This window comes from Streptomyces sp. NPDC107522 (assembly GCF_055657525.1).
In genome coordinates, this window is sequence record NZ_JBVKAU010000008.1 from 98,388 (window position 1) to 114,007 (window position 15,620).

Consider the following 15,620-nt stretch of genomic DNA (forward strand, 5'->3'; position numbering starts at 1 on the left):
TCGACGCGAGGAGTACGCATGCACGCGCGCGCTGTAGCCGCCATGACGACCGCGCTCCTGGGAACCGCCGCTCTGCTGCTTCCCGCCTCCGACGCCCGGGCCGGCGCCGAGCAGCCCACGGTCATCGCTCACCGAGGGGCCTCGGCCTACGCTCCCGAGAACACGCTCGCCGCCGTCGACAAGGCCGCCGAACTGGGCATCGGTTGGGTCGAGAACGACGTACAGCGCACCAAGGACGGCGAACTGGTCGTCATCCATGACGACAACCTCAGGCGCACGACCGACGTGGAGCAGGTCTTCCCCGACCGGGCGCCCTGGAAGGTGAAGGACTTCACCGCCGCCGAGATCGCCCGCCTGGATGCCGGCAGCTGGTTCGGGCACGTGTACACGGGCGCGCGCGTGCCGACGCTGGAACAGTTCATGGACCGCGTGGAGCTGCACCACCAGAAGCTGCTCCTGGAGATCAAGAACCCCGAGCTGTACCCGGGCATCGAACGGCAGATCCTCGAGGTGCTGAGCGACGGGGGCTGGCTCGATCCGCCCCATCTGGCGAGCCGGCTGATCGTGCAGAGCTTCAGCGCCGACAGCATCCGGACCGTCCACAAGCTGAAGCCCGCCGTCAGGACCGGCTTCCTGGGGACGCCGCCCGCGGCGGACCTCGCCGGGTACGCGACCTTCGCCGACCAGATCAACCCCTCGTACGGCTCCATCTCCCGGGGTTACGTCGCCACCGTCCACGCCTTCACGGGACCGCACGGCAGGCAGCTGGAGGTCTTCACCTGGACCGTGAACGACGCGGACACCGCCCGGCTGGTCGCCGGGTACGGCGTCGACGGCATCATCACCAACCATCCCGACGTGGTGCGGGACTCCCTGTCCCTGGGCCTGAGGTCCGTGCATGGGCCGCGGCCCGTTCCCGGGGCGTTGTCAGTGGTGGGTCGTACGGTTGGCACATGGACAGCCATGGGCAGTACGAGCAGCAGGTCGTTTGGGCCGTCGTCGGTACCGACATCGGTCCACTGATGCTGGCCGCGACCCGCGACGGCCTGGTCACTGTCGTGTTCCACGCCACGGAGAAGGTGCGCGACAAGGCGCTCGACCACCTGGCCTCCCGGCTCGGCACCGAGCCGGTCGAGGCGCCGGGCTCTCCGCTGCTGGCCGAGGCGATACGTCAGGTGGAGCAGTACTTCGCGGGTACGCGGCGCGACTTCGAGCTGCCGCTGGACTGGTCCCTCATCTCCGGCTTCAACCGGCAGGTGCTGCACGAACTGGCCGCCGGCGTCCGGTACGGGACGGTCGTCGGGTACGGCGATCTGGCCGGGCGAGTCGGCCAGCCGGGCGCCGCCCAGGCGGTGGGGATGGCGATGGGCGCCAATCCGCTGCCGGTCGTGGTGCCGTGTCACCGGGTCGTGGAGAGCGACGGCGGCATCGGCGGGTTCGGGGGCGGTCTGGAGACCAAGCGGAAGCTGCTCGCGTTGGAGGGAGTGCTTCCGGAGCCGCTGTTCTGAGAGGCTTCCTGGGCCTTCACCCGGTTGGGTCCGGTCCTTCACACCGTTGGGCCCAGTGCTTCACGAGGTTGAGCACCGGTCCTTCACCGGTTGGGCAGGCGAGAGAAGAGGGGGAGACTGCGCCTGTGACGACACTTTTCACCCACCTGTACGCGGCCGGTCCGGTGTGCTGTCCTCAGTCGGCCGGTCCAGCGCGCCGCACGGACGGGTGTACCTCATGACCGCCGTCGAGCGGCAGGCCGTCGTGTCCGTCACGCCCGACCGGTTGCCGGCTCTGCGGCGCCGCACCACGGCCGTGCTGATCACGACGCAGATCCTGGGCGGGCTGGGCGTCGCCACCGGCATCGCGCTCGCGGCCGTGCTGGCCACGGAGGTCAGCGGCACCGAGTCGCTGTCCGGACTCGCGCCCACCGCGACCGTCGCCGGTACGGCGGTTCTCTCGATGCCGTTGGCCGCGCTGATGACCGCGCGTGGACGCCGTCCCGGGCTCGTGCTGGCCTATCTCATCGGGGCGCTGGGCGCCGGTGTCACGGTGATCGCGGCCCGCGTCGGGAGCTTTCCGCTGTTGCTGTGCGGGATGGCCGCGTTCGGCGCGGCCTCGTCGGCGAATCTGCAGGCGCGGTTCGCGGCGGCCGATCTGGCCGAGCCGGAGCGGCGGGCCCGGGCCATCTCCCTGGTCGTATGGGCGACGACCATCGGCGCGGTCCTCGGCCCGAACATCGCCTCGCCCGCCGGTCGCAGCGTCACGGGCCTCGGGATACCCGCGGCGGCCGGCCCGTTCCTGTGGGCGGCCGGGATCTTCCTGATATCCGCGGTCGTGGTGGCCGTACTGCTGCGGCCGGACCCGCTGCTGACGGCGCGTGCGCTCGCACCGGCCGACGAACAGTCGTCCGCGGCTCGTTCGCTGCGCGCCGGACTGGCCGCCGTGGCCGCCTCGCCGCGGGCCCGGCTCGCGGTGGTGACGGTTGCCGTGGCGCACACCGCGATGGTCTCGGTGATGTCGATGACCCCGGTCGACCTCGCGCACCACGGGGCGGGCATCGATCTGATCGGGCTGGTCATCAGCGGGCACATCGCGGGCATGTACGCGTTCGCGCCGCTCATGGGGAGGCTGTCGGACCGGCTGGGGCGGCTGTCCGGGATCGGGCTCGCCGTGGGGCTGCTCGCGTGCGCGGCGTTCCTCGCCGGTACGGCCGGCGGCAGTCACGGGCAGACTGCCGCCGGGCTCTTCGTACTCGGGCTCGGCTGGTCGGCCGGGCTCGTCTCCGGTTCCGCGCTGCTCACGGATTCCGTGCCGCAGCCCGCGCGGGCTGCCGCTCAGGGTCTGTCGGACCTGATCATGAATGCCTCCGCAGGCATCGGCGGAGCGGCGGCCGGGCTCGTGGTCGCCCAGGCGAGCTACGCCTGGCTGAACTTCACCGCCGCGTGTCTGCTCGTCCCCTTGGCGGCGCTGGCGATGTTCACGCGGGGCCGTCGTCGGGCGCGGGACGTCCCGGCGGACGGGTGAGGCCGCGGCAAGACCAGCCGGGGCGGGCAAGCTAGTCGTAGTGCCGGGCCTCGAAGACGTTGCCGTCGGGGTCGCGGAAGTAGAAGCTGCGCTTGGCCTTGCCACGGGCGCCGAAGGAGTCGTGGGAGATGTCCGACACGGGCGCGCCGCGCTCCTCCAGGCGGGCCCGCAGGGCGTCGAAGTCGTCGCCGGGCAGGGCCAGGCAGACGTGGTTGACCGGGTGGCCGGCGCTTTCGGCGGCGCCGGGCAGCATCTGCATGCGCTCCGCCATGGTGAGCGGCATGAGGTCGAGGATCGTCTCCTCGTTGAGGCGTACGGAGGGGAACGGAACAGCCCCCGCGGAGAATTCGGAGAGCCTGACCGGCTCCATGCCGACCGCCTTCTCGTAGAAGTCGGCCGACGCCACCGGGTCACGTACCCAGAGGACGACGTGGTCGAGACGTGCAGTGTTGTCCGTCATGCCCCCAGGCTGGTGTCGTCTCCCACAGGCCGCAAGGGTTTGACCCGGTGCGCCGCCCGCCAGAGATGAGGGAAGACCGACAGACAGGAGGCAGGCGCGTGGTGCTGGTGGTGTCCGAAGAGGTGCGAGAGGCGATCGACGCGCGTCGGCCCGTGGTGGCTCTGGAGTCCACGATCATTGCGCACGGGCTGCCGCGCCCGCGCAATCTGCAGGTGGCACTGGAGCTGGAGGACGTCGTACGCCGGGAGGGCGCCGTCCCCGCGACGATCGCCGTGCTGGACGGGCGGCCCCATGTCGGACTGGACAAGGAGCAGCTGGAGCGGATCGCGAACGAGGACGGGATCCGCAAGCTCGGGCACCGTGATCTGCCGCTGGCGGTGGCGTCGGGGGCGAGCGGGGCGACCACGGTGTCGGCGACCGCTCTGCTGGCGGCTCTAGCAGGGGTACGGGTGTTCGCGACGGGCGGGCTCGGCGGCGTGCACCGGGAGTGGACGGTGACGCAGGACGAGTCGGCTGACCTGGGGCTGCTGGCCCGTACGCGGATCACCGTGGTGTGTGCCGGCGTGAAGTCGATCCTGGATGTCCCGGCGACCCTGCAGCGGCTGGAGACGCTGGGCGTCGCTGTGGCCGGCTACCGCACGGAACGCTTCCCCGGCTTCTATCTGTCCGACTCGGGGCACCCGGTGGATTGGACGCTTCAGTCGCCGCAGGAGGTGGCCGAGGTGATGCGGTCTCAGGACGCGCTCGACGGCCCGGAGTCGGCGCTGATCGTCGCCAATCCGGTGCCGGAGGAGGAGCAGCTGGATCCGGAGCTGCACGCGCGTGTGCTCACCGACGCGCTGCACGCGTGCGAGGAGCGGGGCATCACCGGTCAGGCGGTCACGCCGTTCCTGTTGGACTACCTGGTACGGCACACCGACGGTGCCTCGCTGAACGCCAACCTTGCGGCGGTGCGCGGCAACGTACGGCTGGCGGGGCGGATCGCGGCAGCGTGGGCCGGGGCGTGAGCGGGACATGACCGGGGCGGGGGCAGGCGGCAACGGGAGCGAGGCGGCGGGCCGCGGACCGGGAGCGGCGGCCCGCGAGCCCGGGAACGAGGCGGCGGGCGGCGGACCCGGGAACGAGGCAGCGCGGGAGCCCGGCAGCGGCGGGACAGCTCCCGGCGGCTCGGGGAGCGGACCGAGGGCGGCGGGCCGCGGGCCCGGGAACGAGGCGGCGGGCCGCGGGCCCGGGAACGAGGTGGCGGGCCGCGGGCCCGGGAACGAGGCGGTGGGCCGGAACGAGGCGACGGGCCGCCGGCCCGGGAACGAGGCAGCCCCGCGGGACCCCGGCAGCGGCGGGACAGCGCCCGGCCGTTCGGGGAGTGGACCGGCTGCCCGCGGTACACGCGACGGTGCGCTGCTGGTCGTCGGGGACGTGGTGACGGACGTCATTGCCCAGCACCGGGGGCCGCTCGCCTCGGGCACGGACACGGCCGCGGCCATCCGGACGGTGCCGGGCGGCGCGGGCGCCAACGTGGCCTGCTGGGCCGCGCGTTGGGGATGTGCAGATGTGCGGCTTCTGGGGAGGGTGGGCGCGGACACGGCCGCATGGCACGAACGGGAGCTGACCGCCTGCGGAGTGCGGCCCCGTCTCGTCGTGGATCCGCACGCGCCGACCGGGACGGTGATCTGCCTGGTCGACAAGGGCGCCGCCGCCGAGCGGACGTTCCTCACCGACAGCGGCGCGTGCCTGCGGCTCGGGCCCGGCGACTGGTCGGACACGCTGCTCGACGGGGTCGCCCGACTGCATCTCTCGGGCTACCTGATGTTCTCCGAGCCGAGCCGGGCGCTCGCGGCAATGGCTCTGGAGTCGGCACGCGCGCGTGGAGTTCCGGTGAGCCTGGATCCGGCGTCGGCGGGGTTCCTCACGGAGCTGGGCGTCGACCGTTTCCTGGGGCTGGTGGAGGGCGTGGACATCCTGCTGCCGAGCCGTGACGAGGCATGCCTGCTCACGGGGCTGCCCGATGCGGCGGACGCGGCGGCCAAGTTGAGCCGTCTTGTCCCGCTGGTCGTCGCGAAGCAGGGCGCGGACGGTGCCCTGGTGGCACGGTCGGGCACCGTGGGCGCCCACGTCCCCGCCGTGCAGGCGACCCCGACGGATACGACGGGTGCCGGCGACGCCTTCACCGGTGCTTTCCTCGCGGCCCTGCTCACTGGCGCCGGACCCGAGGACGCGGCTCGGGAGGGGTGCCGGGCGGGAGCACTGGCGGTGGGGCAGGTGGGCGGGAGACCGCCCCGGCCGGTGTGACCCCTGGCCTACGCCTTGCGTCCCCACGCCGAGATCATCGGGGTCGCAGCCAGGTCCATGCCGCCCGCGGTGACGTTGGCGAGGTGGCGGTCGATGTCCTGGTCGGTGGCGACGCCCGCGGTGACGAGCTGGTCGCGGAGCTCTCGGATGGTGGCGGACTCCAGGTCGGCGCAGGCGGGCGAGGCGACCGGGAAGTACGCGTCGGCAGCCACCCGGCTCAGTCCGGCCTCGCGGAGCAGGCGCGGGAGCCTGCGGCCGAAGGAGAGTTCGGCGCCCTGGTCGGCGAGGAGGGCGCGGACGCCGTCGCGGAGGCGATTCGCCAGTTGCTGTTCGGGGCCGTGCTCGTCGGGGCAGAGCAGGGGCTGCAGGAACAGGTCGGCGTCCTCGACCAGGAGTCTGCCGCCGGGGCGAAGCGCATTGATCATCGACCGCAACGCCCGCTCGCGATCCGGTACATGAGAGAGGACCATCCGGGCGTGCACGACATCGAACTCGTCCCCCGGCGGCTCCTCGGCGCCCACGTCGTGGACGCGGACCTCGACCGGCGGGCGGGCGGCCGGGGCGAGCCGTGAGGTATCGAGGTCGGTGGCGACCACCTTTCCGGTCGGGCCGACCTTCTTGGCCAGCCAGGAGACCACCGAAGTGCCGCCGGCGCCCACCTCCCAGCAGTGCCAGCCGGGCCCGATGCCCAACCCTTCGAGGTGCCGGAACGTCGTGGGGTCGAAAAGAGGTCCCAGGGCGTCGCAGCGCCCACCTGCCTCGGCCTGCCGGTTGTCAAGGAGATACCCGTCGGTTCGCATCATGTCTAGATCATCCCATTTGCCCTCTTTTTTGGTGGCGGTCGACGCTCGACGGGAGGGTCGCGAATTCCACACGACCCCCTTCCGCTCCCCCGGTTTTCGCACCCATAACGTGAGGCGACATGGGCAAACTCCCTTCATCCACAGGCGGGAACAAAGCGGAATCCGCTGTTCCCACAGGCTTACCCACCGCTCACCCCCAACTGGCAAACTGGCGGGCCAGGGCGCAGAGATGCGGCGCGAGGATCCACGCAAGGAGATCCAGATGTCCATGGCAGGGAATCTGCGGAAGGTCACGGGCCTCGGAAAGGTCGGCGGCCTCCGCAAGGTGGCACGGCTGACTCGACGGCGCCCCCGCGTCGACCTCAGCCATCCCGCCCGGTCCCCGCTGGGCTCCTCGGTGGTGAACTGCGTGACGTACCGGGACGGGATACGGGTCCCGGAGAGCGGTGATCTGGTCGATGTCGTACAGCGGGTCCGCAAGCGCGGGGCCGGCTTCGTCTGGCTCGGCCTCCATGAGCCGACGGACCAGGAGTTCGCGGGCATCGCCGAGTTGTTCGACCTGCATCCGCTGGCGGTCGAGGACGCGGTCGAGGCACATCAGCGACCGAAGCTGGAGCGGTACGACGAGACGCTGTTCGCGGTGTTCAAGACGGTCTGCTATGTCGAGCACGAGCAGCTCACGGCGACGAGCGAGGTCGTGAACACCGGCGAGATCATGGTGTTCGTCGGCCGGGACTTCGTGATCACGGTGCGACACGGGCGGCACGGTTCACTGGGCCCGTTGCGCGAGGAACTGGAGTCGGACCCCGAGCAACTCGCCAAGGGGCCGGCGGCGGTGCTGCACGCGATCGCGGACCATGTGGTCGACGACTATCTGAACGTCACGGACTCGGTGCAGGAGGACATCGACGAGGTCGAGTCGGACGTGTTCGCGGAGAACGGCGCGCGGGTCGACCCGGGGCGGATCTATCAGCTGAAGCGGGAACTCCTGGAGCTGAAGCGGGCCGTGGTTCCGCTGAGCCGCCCGCTGGAGGACCTGGCCACGCTGCCCATCCGGGTGGTCGAGCCGGAGATACAGGCCTACTTCCGTGATGTGTCCGACCATCTGCTGCGCGCCAAGGAGCAGATCTTCGCCTTCGACGAACTGCTGAACTCGATCCTGCAGGCGCACCTGGCACAGGTCACCGTCGCGCAGAACGAGGACATGCGGAAGATCACGGCCTGGGCCGCGATCGTGGCCGTGCCGACCATGGTGTGCGGGGTGTACGGGATGAACTTCGACTACATGCCGGAGTTGCGCTGGACGTTCGGCTATCCGCTGGTCATAGCCGTGATATCCGTCGCGTGCGTGGTGCTGTACCGCGGCTTCCGGCGCAACGGATGGCTCTGACGCTTCCTCCGGCCGACTCAGGTGCGTCCCCGCCCGGCACGGTCGGCCGGACGAGGACGGCACAACTGGCGAGGGTGAGGCGTTCGCCCGGTCAGTGCGTCGTCGGCGCCCCGGTCCTGGCGTAGACGCTCTCGGCCCACTGACCGATCTCGCGCTCCGACAGATGCTGGGCCAGATCGGCCTCGCTGATCATGCCGACCAGGCGCTTGTTGTCGATGACGGGGAGCCGGCGGATCTGATGCTCCTTCATCTCCCGGAGCACGTCCTTGATGTCGGCGTTCGCGTCGATCCAGCGCGGGGTGCCCTGGGCCATCTCGCCGGCGGTGACCTTGCTCGGGTCGCGGCCCATGGCCACGCAGCCGATGACGATGTCGCGGTCGGTGAGGATGCCGCAGAGCCGTTCGTTCTGGTCGCTGATGGGCAGGGCCCCGACGCCCAGCTCGCGCATCAGCTGGGCGGCGCGGTCGAGGGTCTCGTGGGCCGGGATCCACTGGGCACCACGGTGCATGATGTCTCCGGCAGTGGTCATGAAGTACCTCCCGATGCCGGACGGCCGGCGCGGCGCGGAACGCACCGCTAGTCCCGGCGTCCTTCATTCTCGCCGCGCCGCCCGGCCCGTGCACCCGGAACCGAGTGGTGACGGCCGCCGACGGCAGGAGGTGCTCAGGCCGAGAAGCGCACGATTTTCCGCGGGACGACACGAATGATCACGCGGGTCTCGTCGTCCTTCTCGGCGGGCGGGTCGATGCCGAGGTACTTGTGCGAGAGCTCGAACGGGAGCCGCTTGGCCTCGTCCGGGAGTATCTCCGCGGTGCCGCGGATCTCGACCGAGCTGTAGGGATTGGAGAGGTCGTAGACCGAGACGCTGATGCGGGGGTCGCGGCGGAGGTTGCGCACCTTCTGGCGGGCGTCGACGGAGGAGAAGAGCACGGTGTCGCCCTCGCGTTTGATCCAGACCACCGAGTTCTGCGGGGCGCCGTCGGGGCCGAGGGTGGCCACGCTGGCGAAGTTCTTGCCGTCGAGCAGGGTGCGTACGGAGTCGTCGAAGGAGATCGGATCCCTTGTGGAGGTTGTCATGGGAGCAGAGTAATTAAATGCATGTGCATGGAGGGGGGTTTTGGGATCACCCTCTGGATCAACCTCTCCACGCCGGGTGCCGCGGGTCGTCGGCGCGCACCAGGACATCGGCCGTGCCGACCGGGTCGGTCTCGTGCTCGTAGCGCTCGAAGGCCGGGAGGGTCCAGTGCTCGGCCTCGGATGTACGGCGGCGCAGAGCACCGGGTGAGAGAAGGACGTGGACGGTCAGGTCGAAGGGGAACCAGTGGCGCAGCAGGAGGGGGCCGTGCAGCAACAGGAAGCCGCCGGGCGGGAGTTGGACGTAGGGGCTGCGGGTGGCCCGGTCGGTGGCCGGGTCCCACAGATCGGGCAGGACGCGGCCGTCGCCGCCGGGTTCGAGGGGGCCGAAGACCTCGCGCCACAGGGCGCCGGTGTCGAGCCAGCCGTCGTAATAGGCATCCACGTCCTGGTGGCCGTGCTCCAGCCGGACCGAGGCGGGGCGCAGGAAGCCCTCCGTGCCGACGGCGAGCGAGGGACGGCCGCGTATGCGCAACGCCTCACCGACCCGCTCGGCCAGGTCTCCCGGGCGGGCCGCCGGGGCAGCGTCGAAGGCTATGCGCGGCCAGGAGCTGCCGTCGGCCGGCTTCAGGTCGAGCAGCCGCTCGGCCAGCAGGTCGCCGAGCCGGTCCCAGGTGATCGCTTCGAGTCGCACAGGGCCCATGATGCGACACGGAGCGGTCGGGGTGCGGGGTGCTCCTCGGTGGGGAGGTTTCGGCGCGGCCGCCGGGCGGGGCCGGGTGTCCCGGCCCCCCCGGACCGCTTCGTGGCCCCGCTCGCACCGCTCAGCGGACCGATCAGGCCGCTCACCCCGCCCGATCAGGCAGTTCCCTGTCCCGATCAGGCAGTTCGCGGTCCTGGTGAGGCAGTGCGTTGTCCCAGTCGGGTAGTTCCCCAGAGCCGCCCCACGGGGAATGAACCCGGTATGGCAGCGCTCGCAACTCCCCCGCCCCGCACCGGCCTTCTGGTGATCCAGCCTCTCAAGCGGCGGCACTGTGCGGAGTGTCATGCGGGTCCGTTGCCGATGCTCGTACTGGAGGACGGGGCGCCGCGGTGCCTCGACTGTGCCGATCTGGGACATCTGGTGTTCCTGCCGCGCGGCGACACGGCGTTGACGCGTCGGTCACGGGAGGAGAGTGCGCTGTCGGCGGTGGTCGTCAGGTTCAACCGGCGCAAGAGCCGTTACGAGCGGCAGGGCGTCCTCGTCGAGGAGGCGGGGCTCGCCCGGGCCGAGCAGCGGTGTCTGGCGGACGAGGAGGCCCGGCGGCGGCGCCGGCAGCGGGACGCACGGCGGCGGGCGCGGGAGGACGTGCGGTTCGCTGAGGCGTTCGCGGCGGAGATACGGCGGCTGTTTCCGGGGTGTCCGGCGGACCGGGCGCGGGACATCGCCGCGCATGCGTCGGTTCGGGGCAGTGGACGGGTGGGGCGAAGTGCGGCGGGGCGGGCGTTGTCCGAGGGGGCGGTGACGTCGGCGGTCGTGGCGTCCGTACGGCATCTGGACAGCCCGTACGACCAGTTGCTGATGAGTGGGGTGCCGAGGCACGAGGCTCGGCGCCGGATCGCGGCGGTGGTGGAGACGACGTTGCGGGCGTGGCGGGCGGAGATGTCGGGCGTCGGCTGACGGTGGCCCGGGGAGACGGGAATCGGAGGGTGGCGGTTGAGCGGGATGGCCGTTCGGCACCGCCGGACGACGCCGTCGCGTTGAGCGCCGCTGCGGTTGATCGCCGCAGCGGTTGATCGCCGCTGCGGCGGATCATCTCCAGCCGACCGACTTGGCAACAGCCGAGGAGGAAAACCGGTCACCCACAGTGCCGTTCTTCAAGGCTCGGCGCCCGTCCTTCGTCCCGCTGGACGCTCGCGTATGTGTGCGCGTCGTTCAGCCATGGTGACTGTTCTCGTGCACGACTTCACTTGAGGTGACAGATGGGGCTGGGCCGGGAAGGATCTCGGCTGGATGCGGGAGTTGACGTTGACATGATTGAGGGGCCGTACTTCGTACTGGTCGTGATCGGAGTGGTCGGGACCGGTCTCGTGGCCGGGGTCTTCTGTGCCTTCTCGACCTTCGTGATGCGCGGGCTCGCCGTGCTGCCGCCGGCGCAGGGCGTCGCCGCGATGAAGGCGATCAATGTGACGGCGTTGACGCCGGCGTTCATGCTGGTGTTCGTCGGGTCGGCGGTGCTGTGCGCGGTGATCGCCGTGGTGACGTTCGTGCTCTGGCCGGACGAGGGAACGGTGGAATTGCTGCTCGGCAGCGGGCTGTATCTGTTCGGCTCGTTCGGGGTGACCATGGCGGCGAACGTGCCCCGCAACGAAGCGTTGCTCGAGCTCGACGCGGGCACCCCGGAGGCGGCCGCCTACTGGCCGACGTACGTGCGCGAGTGGACGGCGTGGAACCACGTCCGCATGGTCGCCTCGGCCGCCGCGACGGTGTCGTACGTCCTCGCCCTCAGCTGACCCGCCCCCGCCCCGCTCCGGACCCCATCCCGCCCCATTCCGCACGGGCCACGTCCGACCCGCCCCGCATGAGCCACATCCGACCCGCCCCGCATCAGCCACATCCGGCCGACTCCCCATAGGCCCCGCCCCTGCCCACTCCACATGGGGCGAGCCCGGGAAGAGCCCGCGGGAAAACCGTGGAGAAAGCGCTGTCCCCCACTCTGCGCAGGCCACCGATGGGACGTATCGTGGCCGGAAGAGTGCCGCCCGATGACGCACGGCTCCAACACGTCACACGCGCACGCAAGGAAGACGGCCATGGCCGATCCCAAGGGTTTCATGACCACCCCCCGCCAGGACTGGCCGCGTCGGCCCGTCGAGGAGCGGGTCAAGGACTGGGACGAGGTGTACGTCCCCGGGGCGCTGCTGCCGATCATCAGCAAGCAGGCCGACCGTTGCATGGACTGCGGCATACCCTTCTGCCACGACGCCTGTCCGCTGGGCAATCTGATCCCCGAGTGGAACGACCTGGTGTCACGGGAGGACTGGCGGGCGGCCGCCGACCGGCTGCACGCGACGAACAACTTCCCCGAGTTCACGGGGCGGTTGTGCCCGGCGCCGTGCGAGGCGGGGTGTGTGCTGGCGATCAACCAGCCGGCCGTCACCATCAAGAACGTCGAGTGCGCCATCGCCGACCGGGCCTGGGAGGACGGCTTCGCCCCGCCGCGTCCCCCGGAGCGGCTGTCCGGGAAGACGGTGGCGGTGATCGGCTCGGGCCCGACCGGGCTCGCGGCCGCACAGCAGCTGACCCGGGCGGGGCACACGGTCGCCGTGTACGAGAAGGACGACCGGATCGGCGGGCTGATGCGGTACGGGATCCCCGAGTTCAAGATGGAGAAGCACCATCTGGAGCGGCGGATCGAGCAGATGCGGGCCGAGGGGACGAAGTTCCGTACGTCGACGGCGGTCGGACGGGACATCGGAGCCGCCGAACTGCGGTCGCGCTACGACGCCGTGGTGATCGCCACGGGAGCCACGGCATGGCGGGAACTGCCCGTACCCGGGCGGGAGTTGAGCGGTATCCATCAGGCGATGGAGTATCTGCCGCTGGCCAACCGGGTGTGCGAGGGGGACCTGGAGACGTCCCCCCTGTCCGCCGCCGGGAAGCATGTCGTCATCGTCGGTGGCGGGGACACGGGGGCCGACTGTCTGGGCACCGCCGTACGGGAGGGCGCCGCGTCCGTGACCCAGCTGGACATCTACGCCCAGCCGGGCGCCGCACGGGACGAGGACACGGAGCCCTGGCCGACGTACCCGAAGATCTACCGTCTGTCGGCCGCGCACGAGGAGGCGCGCGATCTTCAGACGGCGCCCGCGGCGAACGCGGACGCCCGGCTGTTCGCGGCGTCCACGCTCCGCTTCACGGGTGACGCCGACGGGCGCATACGGTCGCTGAGCCTGGTCGAAGTGGACGCAGAGCGCCGCCCGCTGCCGGGCACCGAGCGGTCGCTGCCGGCCGACCTCGTGCTGCTCGCCCTCGGCTTCTCCGGGCCCGACCGGGAGGACGGGCTGATCGACCAGCTGGGGCTGGAGCTGCAGCCTCGCGGCACGATCGCGCGGGACGCCGGGTTCGCCACGAACGCCTCCGGCGTGTTCGCTGCGGGGGACGCCGCGCGCGGGCAGTCGCTGATCGTGTGGGCGATCGCGGAAGGGCGGGCGGTGGCGGCAGCCGTCGACCGCTATCTGACGGGCAGTTCGCGGCTGCCGGCACCGATCTCGCCGTACGACCGGCCCATGACCGTTTGAGGGGCGGCGGTCGCGCCGCCTACCGCCGCTCGTCCGTCCCCGCCACCTTCCCCGTCGCCAGCGCCACCCTGTTCCACGTGTTGATCGTGAGGATCAGGGCCAGTACGTGCGCCAGTTCCTGCTCGTCGAAGTGGGCTGCGGCCCGGGCGTAGACGTCGTCGGGGACGCCTCCGTCGGCCACCAGGGTCACCGCCTCCGTCAGGGCCAGGGCCGCCTGTTCCTTCTCGGTGAAGAAGTGGCGGGCCTCGCGCCAGACAGCGACCATGTGCAGCCGGTCCTCGCTCTCACCGGCCCTGCGGGCGTCGTTGGTGTGCATGTGGAGGCAGTAGGCGCAGTGGTTGAGGTGCGAGGCGCGGATCTGGATCAGCTCGACGAGCGCCGGGTCCAGGCCCTCGCGGGCGGCGGCGTCGAAGCCGACGATGGCGCGGAAGACCTTCGGGGCGGACCTGGCGAAGTCCAGGCGGGCCCGCGCGGCCTCGGCTGTGGCGATGGCGGAGTCGATGCCGGAAGTGCCGTGCGCAGCAGTCGTGTTCGTCGTCATGTGCTCCACACTATGAGTGCGAAAGACCGGCTGTAGGGTGCATTTCCATGGCGGAATCATGGGTCAATTCGGCGGAGCGCATCGGTGCCGACCTGCACCTGGACCTCTCCGAATCGTCAGGGTCGTCGCAGTCGCCGGCGCCGGGCGGGCGGCGGGCCGCGTTGACCCGTGCGCTGCGTGAGGCCGTGCGCAGCGGGCGGCTCGCGCCCGGCACCCGGCTGCCGCCGTACCGCTCGCTCGCGGCCGACCTCGGCGTCGCCCGCAACACGGTGGCCGACGCCTACGCGGAACTGGTCGCCGAGGGCTGGCTCACCGCACGGCAGGGCTCGGGGACGAGGGTGGCCGAGCGCGCCCAGCCCTTGCGGCGTGATTGCGCGAGCGGTGTCGACCCTGCCGAGCGAGTGCCCCATAAGGCGCCTCCACGCGCGCGTGGGCCTCGGCACGACCTGCGGCAGGGCACGCCGGACGCGTCGGCGTTCCCGCGCGCGGTCTGGCTGGCCTCCTACCGGCGGGCCCTCCAGCAGGCGCCGAACGAGGTCTTCGGGCCCGGTGATCCCGCCGGGCGCGTCGAACTGCGGGAGGCGCTCACCGAGTACCTGGCACGCGCGCGTGGCGTGCGCACCGAGCCGGGCCGCATCGTGATCTGCTCCGGCTTCGCGCACGCGCTGCGGCTGCTGTTCGGCCAGGACAGGGGCGGGGGCCGCGGCGTGCTGCGCGGGCCGCTGGCCGTGGAGGCGTACGGGCTCGGCTTCCACCGGGAACTCCTCGCCGCCGGGGGCGTACGGACCGTACCGCTCCCCCTCGACGAGGACGGCGCCCGCGTCGACCGGCTGGGGCGCGAACGGGCCGTGCTGCTGACGCCCGCGCACCAGTTCCCGACCGGCGGCCCGCTGCACCCCGAGCGCCGCGCCGCCGTGATCGACTGGGCACGCGCGCGTGGGGGCGTGGTGCTGGAGGACGACTACGACGGCGAGTTCCGCTACGACCGCAAGCCCGTCGGCGCCGTCCAGGGCCTCGACCCGGAGCGGGTGATCTTCGTCGGCTCGGTCAGCAAGAGCCTGTCACCGGCGGTGCGGCTGGGGTGGATGGTGCTGCCGGAGCGGTACGTCGACGACGTGCTCGCGGCCAAGGGCGAGCGTGAGGCGTGGGCGAGCGCCCTCGATCAGCTGAGCCTCGCCGACCTCATCGTTTCCGGGGCGTACGACCGTCATGTACGGCGTATGCGGCAGCGGTACCGGAGCCGCCGTGACCGCCTCGTCGCGGCGCTCGCCGAGCGTGCACCGCACATCGAGGTCACCGGTGTCGCCGCCGGACTGCACGCCGTGCTGCGGCTGCCGCCCGGCACCGAGCGGTCCACGGTCACGGCGGCCGCCTGGCAGGGCATCGCCCTGGACGGCCTCGCCGAGTTCCGCCACCCGGAGGCCACAGAGCCGGACATGCCGGTCGCCGAGGGCCTCGTCGTCGGCTTCGCGACGCCTTCGGAGCATGCGTACGGGTCTGCTCTGGAGGCGCTGTGCCGGGTGCTGCCGCCGGGCGGCTAGGAACCGGGGCGGGAACGGGAACCCGGACGGCGGGTGAGGCGCGCGGGCACCGGGCCCAGCCCAGGCCCTGCGGTACCGCGCTCCTGCCCGGGAAGGAGCGCGCCCCTGCCGCCTCCTGCCCGGGTAGGAGCCGGGGACTGCTTCTGGTGGACGAGTCGTCCCGTCCCGGCATACCGCCGCATTCCGATTTGTTCTCCCATGTGTCCGAAATGTGGCTTCTGGACTA

Annotated in this window: 15 protein-coding genes and 1 pseudogene; 10 read left to right on the top strand and 6 right to left on the bottom strand. The window is 71.6% G+C overall.

The genetic code is table 11. From position 1 onward, the window contains the following. Nucleotides 1-18: 18 nt before the first annotated feature. The 3 genes and pseudogenes from ACZ7L6_RS25660 to ACZ7L6_RS25670 form a co-directional block, all read left to right on the top strand. Nucleotides 19-876: pseudogene (locus ACZ7L6_RS25660) on the top strand (glycerophosphodiester phosphodiesterase); the annotation flags it as partial. 77 nt (nucleotides 877-953) lie between these two features. After that, on the top strand, nucleotides 954-1,508 hold the full coding sequence (locus tag ACZ7L6_RS25665) for a methylated-DNA--[protein]-cysteine S-methyltransferase (protein ID WP_471927680.1): 555 nt from the start codon (nucleotides 954-956) through the stop codon (nucleotides 1,506-1,508). A 217-nt stretch (nucleotides 1,509-1,725) separates the two neighbouring features. Then, a complete protein-coding gene (locus ACZ7L6_RS25670; protein ID WP_471927682.1) occupies nucleotides 1,726-3,015 on the top strand; it encodes an MFS transporter in 1,290 nt (429 codons plus the stop codon). Nucleotides 3,016-3,046: 31 nt separating this feature from the next. Here the strand turns inward: ACZ7L6_RS25670 and ACZ7L6_RS25675 are convergent, their stop codons facing one another. Continuing rightward, nucleotides 3,047-3,475: a VOC family protein gene (locus ACZ7L6_RS25675; RefSeq protein ID WP_471927684.1), complete on the bottom strand. Its 429-nt coding sequence runs from the start codon at nucleotides 3,473-3,475 to the stop codon at nucleotides 3,047-3,049. A 98-nt stretch (nucleotides 3,476-3,573) separates the two neighbouring features. Here ACZ7L6_RS25675 and ACZ7L6_RS25680 point away from each other — a divergent pair, with 98 nt between their 5' ends. Together ACZ7L6_RS25680 and ACZ7L6_RS25685 are read left to right on the top strand one after the other, a co-directional pair. Continuing rightward, nucleotides 3,574-4,482, top strand: a complete 909-nt coding sequence (locus tag ACZ7L6_RS25680) for a pseudouridine-5'-phosphate glycosidase (protein WP_471927686.1) — start codon at nucleotides 3,574-3,576, stop codon at nucleotides 4,480-4,482. Nucleotides 4,483-4,873: 391 nt separating this feature from the next. Then, nucleotides 4,874-5,764: a carbohydrate kinase family protein gene (locus ACZ7L6_RS25685; RefSeq protein WP_471928111.1), complete on the top strand. Its 891-nt coding sequence runs from the start codon at nucleotides 4,874-4,876 to the stop codon at nucleotides 5,762-5,764. Between the two features lie 8 nt (nucleotides 5,765-5,772). Here ACZ7L6_RS25685 and ACZ7L6_RS25690 read toward each other — a convergent pair whose 3' ends face one another. Next, nucleotides 5,773-6,567 carry a methyltransferase domain-containing protein gene (locus ACZ7L6_RS25690; protein ID WP_471927688.1) on the bottom strand — a complete coding sequence of 265 codons (795 nt, stop codon included), beginning with the start codon at nucleotides 6,565-6,567 and terminating at the stop codon, nucleotides 5,773-5,775. 262 nt (nucleotides 6,568-6,829) lie between these two features. Between ACZ7L6_RS25690 and ACZ7L6_RS25695 the strand changes: the two genes are divergently transcribed. Beyond that, a complete protein-coding gene (locus tag ACZ7L6_RS25695) occupies nucleotides 6,830-7,957 on the top strand; it encodes a magnesium and cobalt transport protein CorA (protein WP_471927690.1) in 1,128 nt (375 codons plus the stop codon). A 91-nt stretch (nucleotides 7,958-8,048) separates the two neighbouring features. Here the strand turns inward: ACZ7L6_RS25695 and ACZ7L6_RS25700 are convergent, their stop codons facing one another. The 3 genes from ACZ7L6_RS25700 to ACZ7L6_RS25710 all read right to left on the bottom strand — a co-directional run bounded on the left by ACZ7L6_RS25700 (nucleotide 8,049) and on the right by ACZ7L6_RS25710 (nucleotide 9,734). Continuing rightward, nucleotides 8,049-8,486, bottom strand: a complete 438-nt coding sequence (locus ACZ7L6_RS25700; RefSeq protein ID WP_471927692.1) for a CBS domain-containing protein — start codon at nucleotides 8,484-8,486, stop codon at nucleotides 8,049-8,051. A gap of 134 nt (nucleotides 8,487-8,620) precedes the next feature. Further along, a complete protein-coding gene (locus ACZ7L6_RS25705; protein ID WP_471927694.1) occupies nucleotides 8,621-9,034 on the bottom strand; it encodes a PPOX class F420-dependent oxidoreductase in 414 nt (137 codons plus the stop codon). A 58-nt stretch (nucleotides 9,035-9,092) separates the two neighbouring features. Next, nucleotides 9,093-9,734, bottom strand: coding sequence for a nucleoside/nucleotide kinase family protein (locus ACZ7L6_RS25710; RefSeq protein WP_471927696.1), 642 nt, complete (start codon nucleotides 9,732-9,734; stop codon nucleotides 9,093-9,095). Between the two features lie 261 nt (nucleotides 9,735-9,995). On the opposite strand from ACZ7L6_RS25710, the gene ACZ7L6_RS25715 reads away from it, so the two are divergent. The 3 genes from ACZ7L6_RS25715 (at nucleotide 9,996) to ACZ7L6_RS25725 (ending at nucleotide 13,312) form a co-directional block, all read left to right on the top strand. Further along, complete coding sequence (locus ACZ7L6_RS25715) at nucleotides 9,996-10,691, top strand: DUF2293 domain-containing protein (RefSeq protein ID WP_471927698.1); 696 nt, start codon at nucleotides 9,996-9,998, stop codon at nucleotides 10,689-10,691. 353 nt (nucleotides 10,692-11,044) lie between these two features. Beyond that, nucleotides 11,045-11,524, top strand: coding sequence for an anthrone oxygenase family protein (locus ACZ7L6_RS25720; protein WP_471927700.1), 480 nt, complete (start codon nucleotides 11,045-11,047; stop codon nucleotides 11,522-11,524). Between the two features lie 300 nt (nucleotides 11,525-11,824). After that, nucleotides 11,825-13,312, top strand: coding sequence for a glutamate synthase subunit beta (locus ACZ7L6_RS25725; protein ID WP_471927702.1), 1,488 nt, complete (start codon nucleotides 11,825-11,827; stop codon nucleotides 13,310-13,312). 19 nt (nucleotides 13,313-13,331) lie between these two features. Here ACZ7L6_RS25725 and ACZ7L6_RS25730 read toward each other — a convergent pair whose 3' ends face one another. Then, nucleotides 13,332-13,853, bottom strand: a complete 522-nt coding sequence (locus ACZ7L6_RS25730; RefSeq protein ID WP_471927704.1) for a carboxymuconolactone decarboxylase family protein — start codon at nucleotides 13,851-13,853, stop codon at nucleotides 13,332-13,334. A 47-nt stretch (nucleotides 13,854-13,900) separates the two neighbouring features. Here ACZ7L6_RS25730 and pdxR point away from each other — a divergent pair, with 47 nt between their 5' ends. Next, complete coding sequence (pdxR, locus tag ACZ7L6_RS25735; RefSeq protein WP_471927706.1) at nucleotides 13,901-15,394, top strand: MocR-like pyridoxine biosynthesis transcription factor PdxR; 1,494 nt, start codon at nucleotides 13,901-13,903, stop codon at nucleotides 15,392-15,394. Nucleotides 15,395-15,620: the final 226 nt, after the last annotated feature.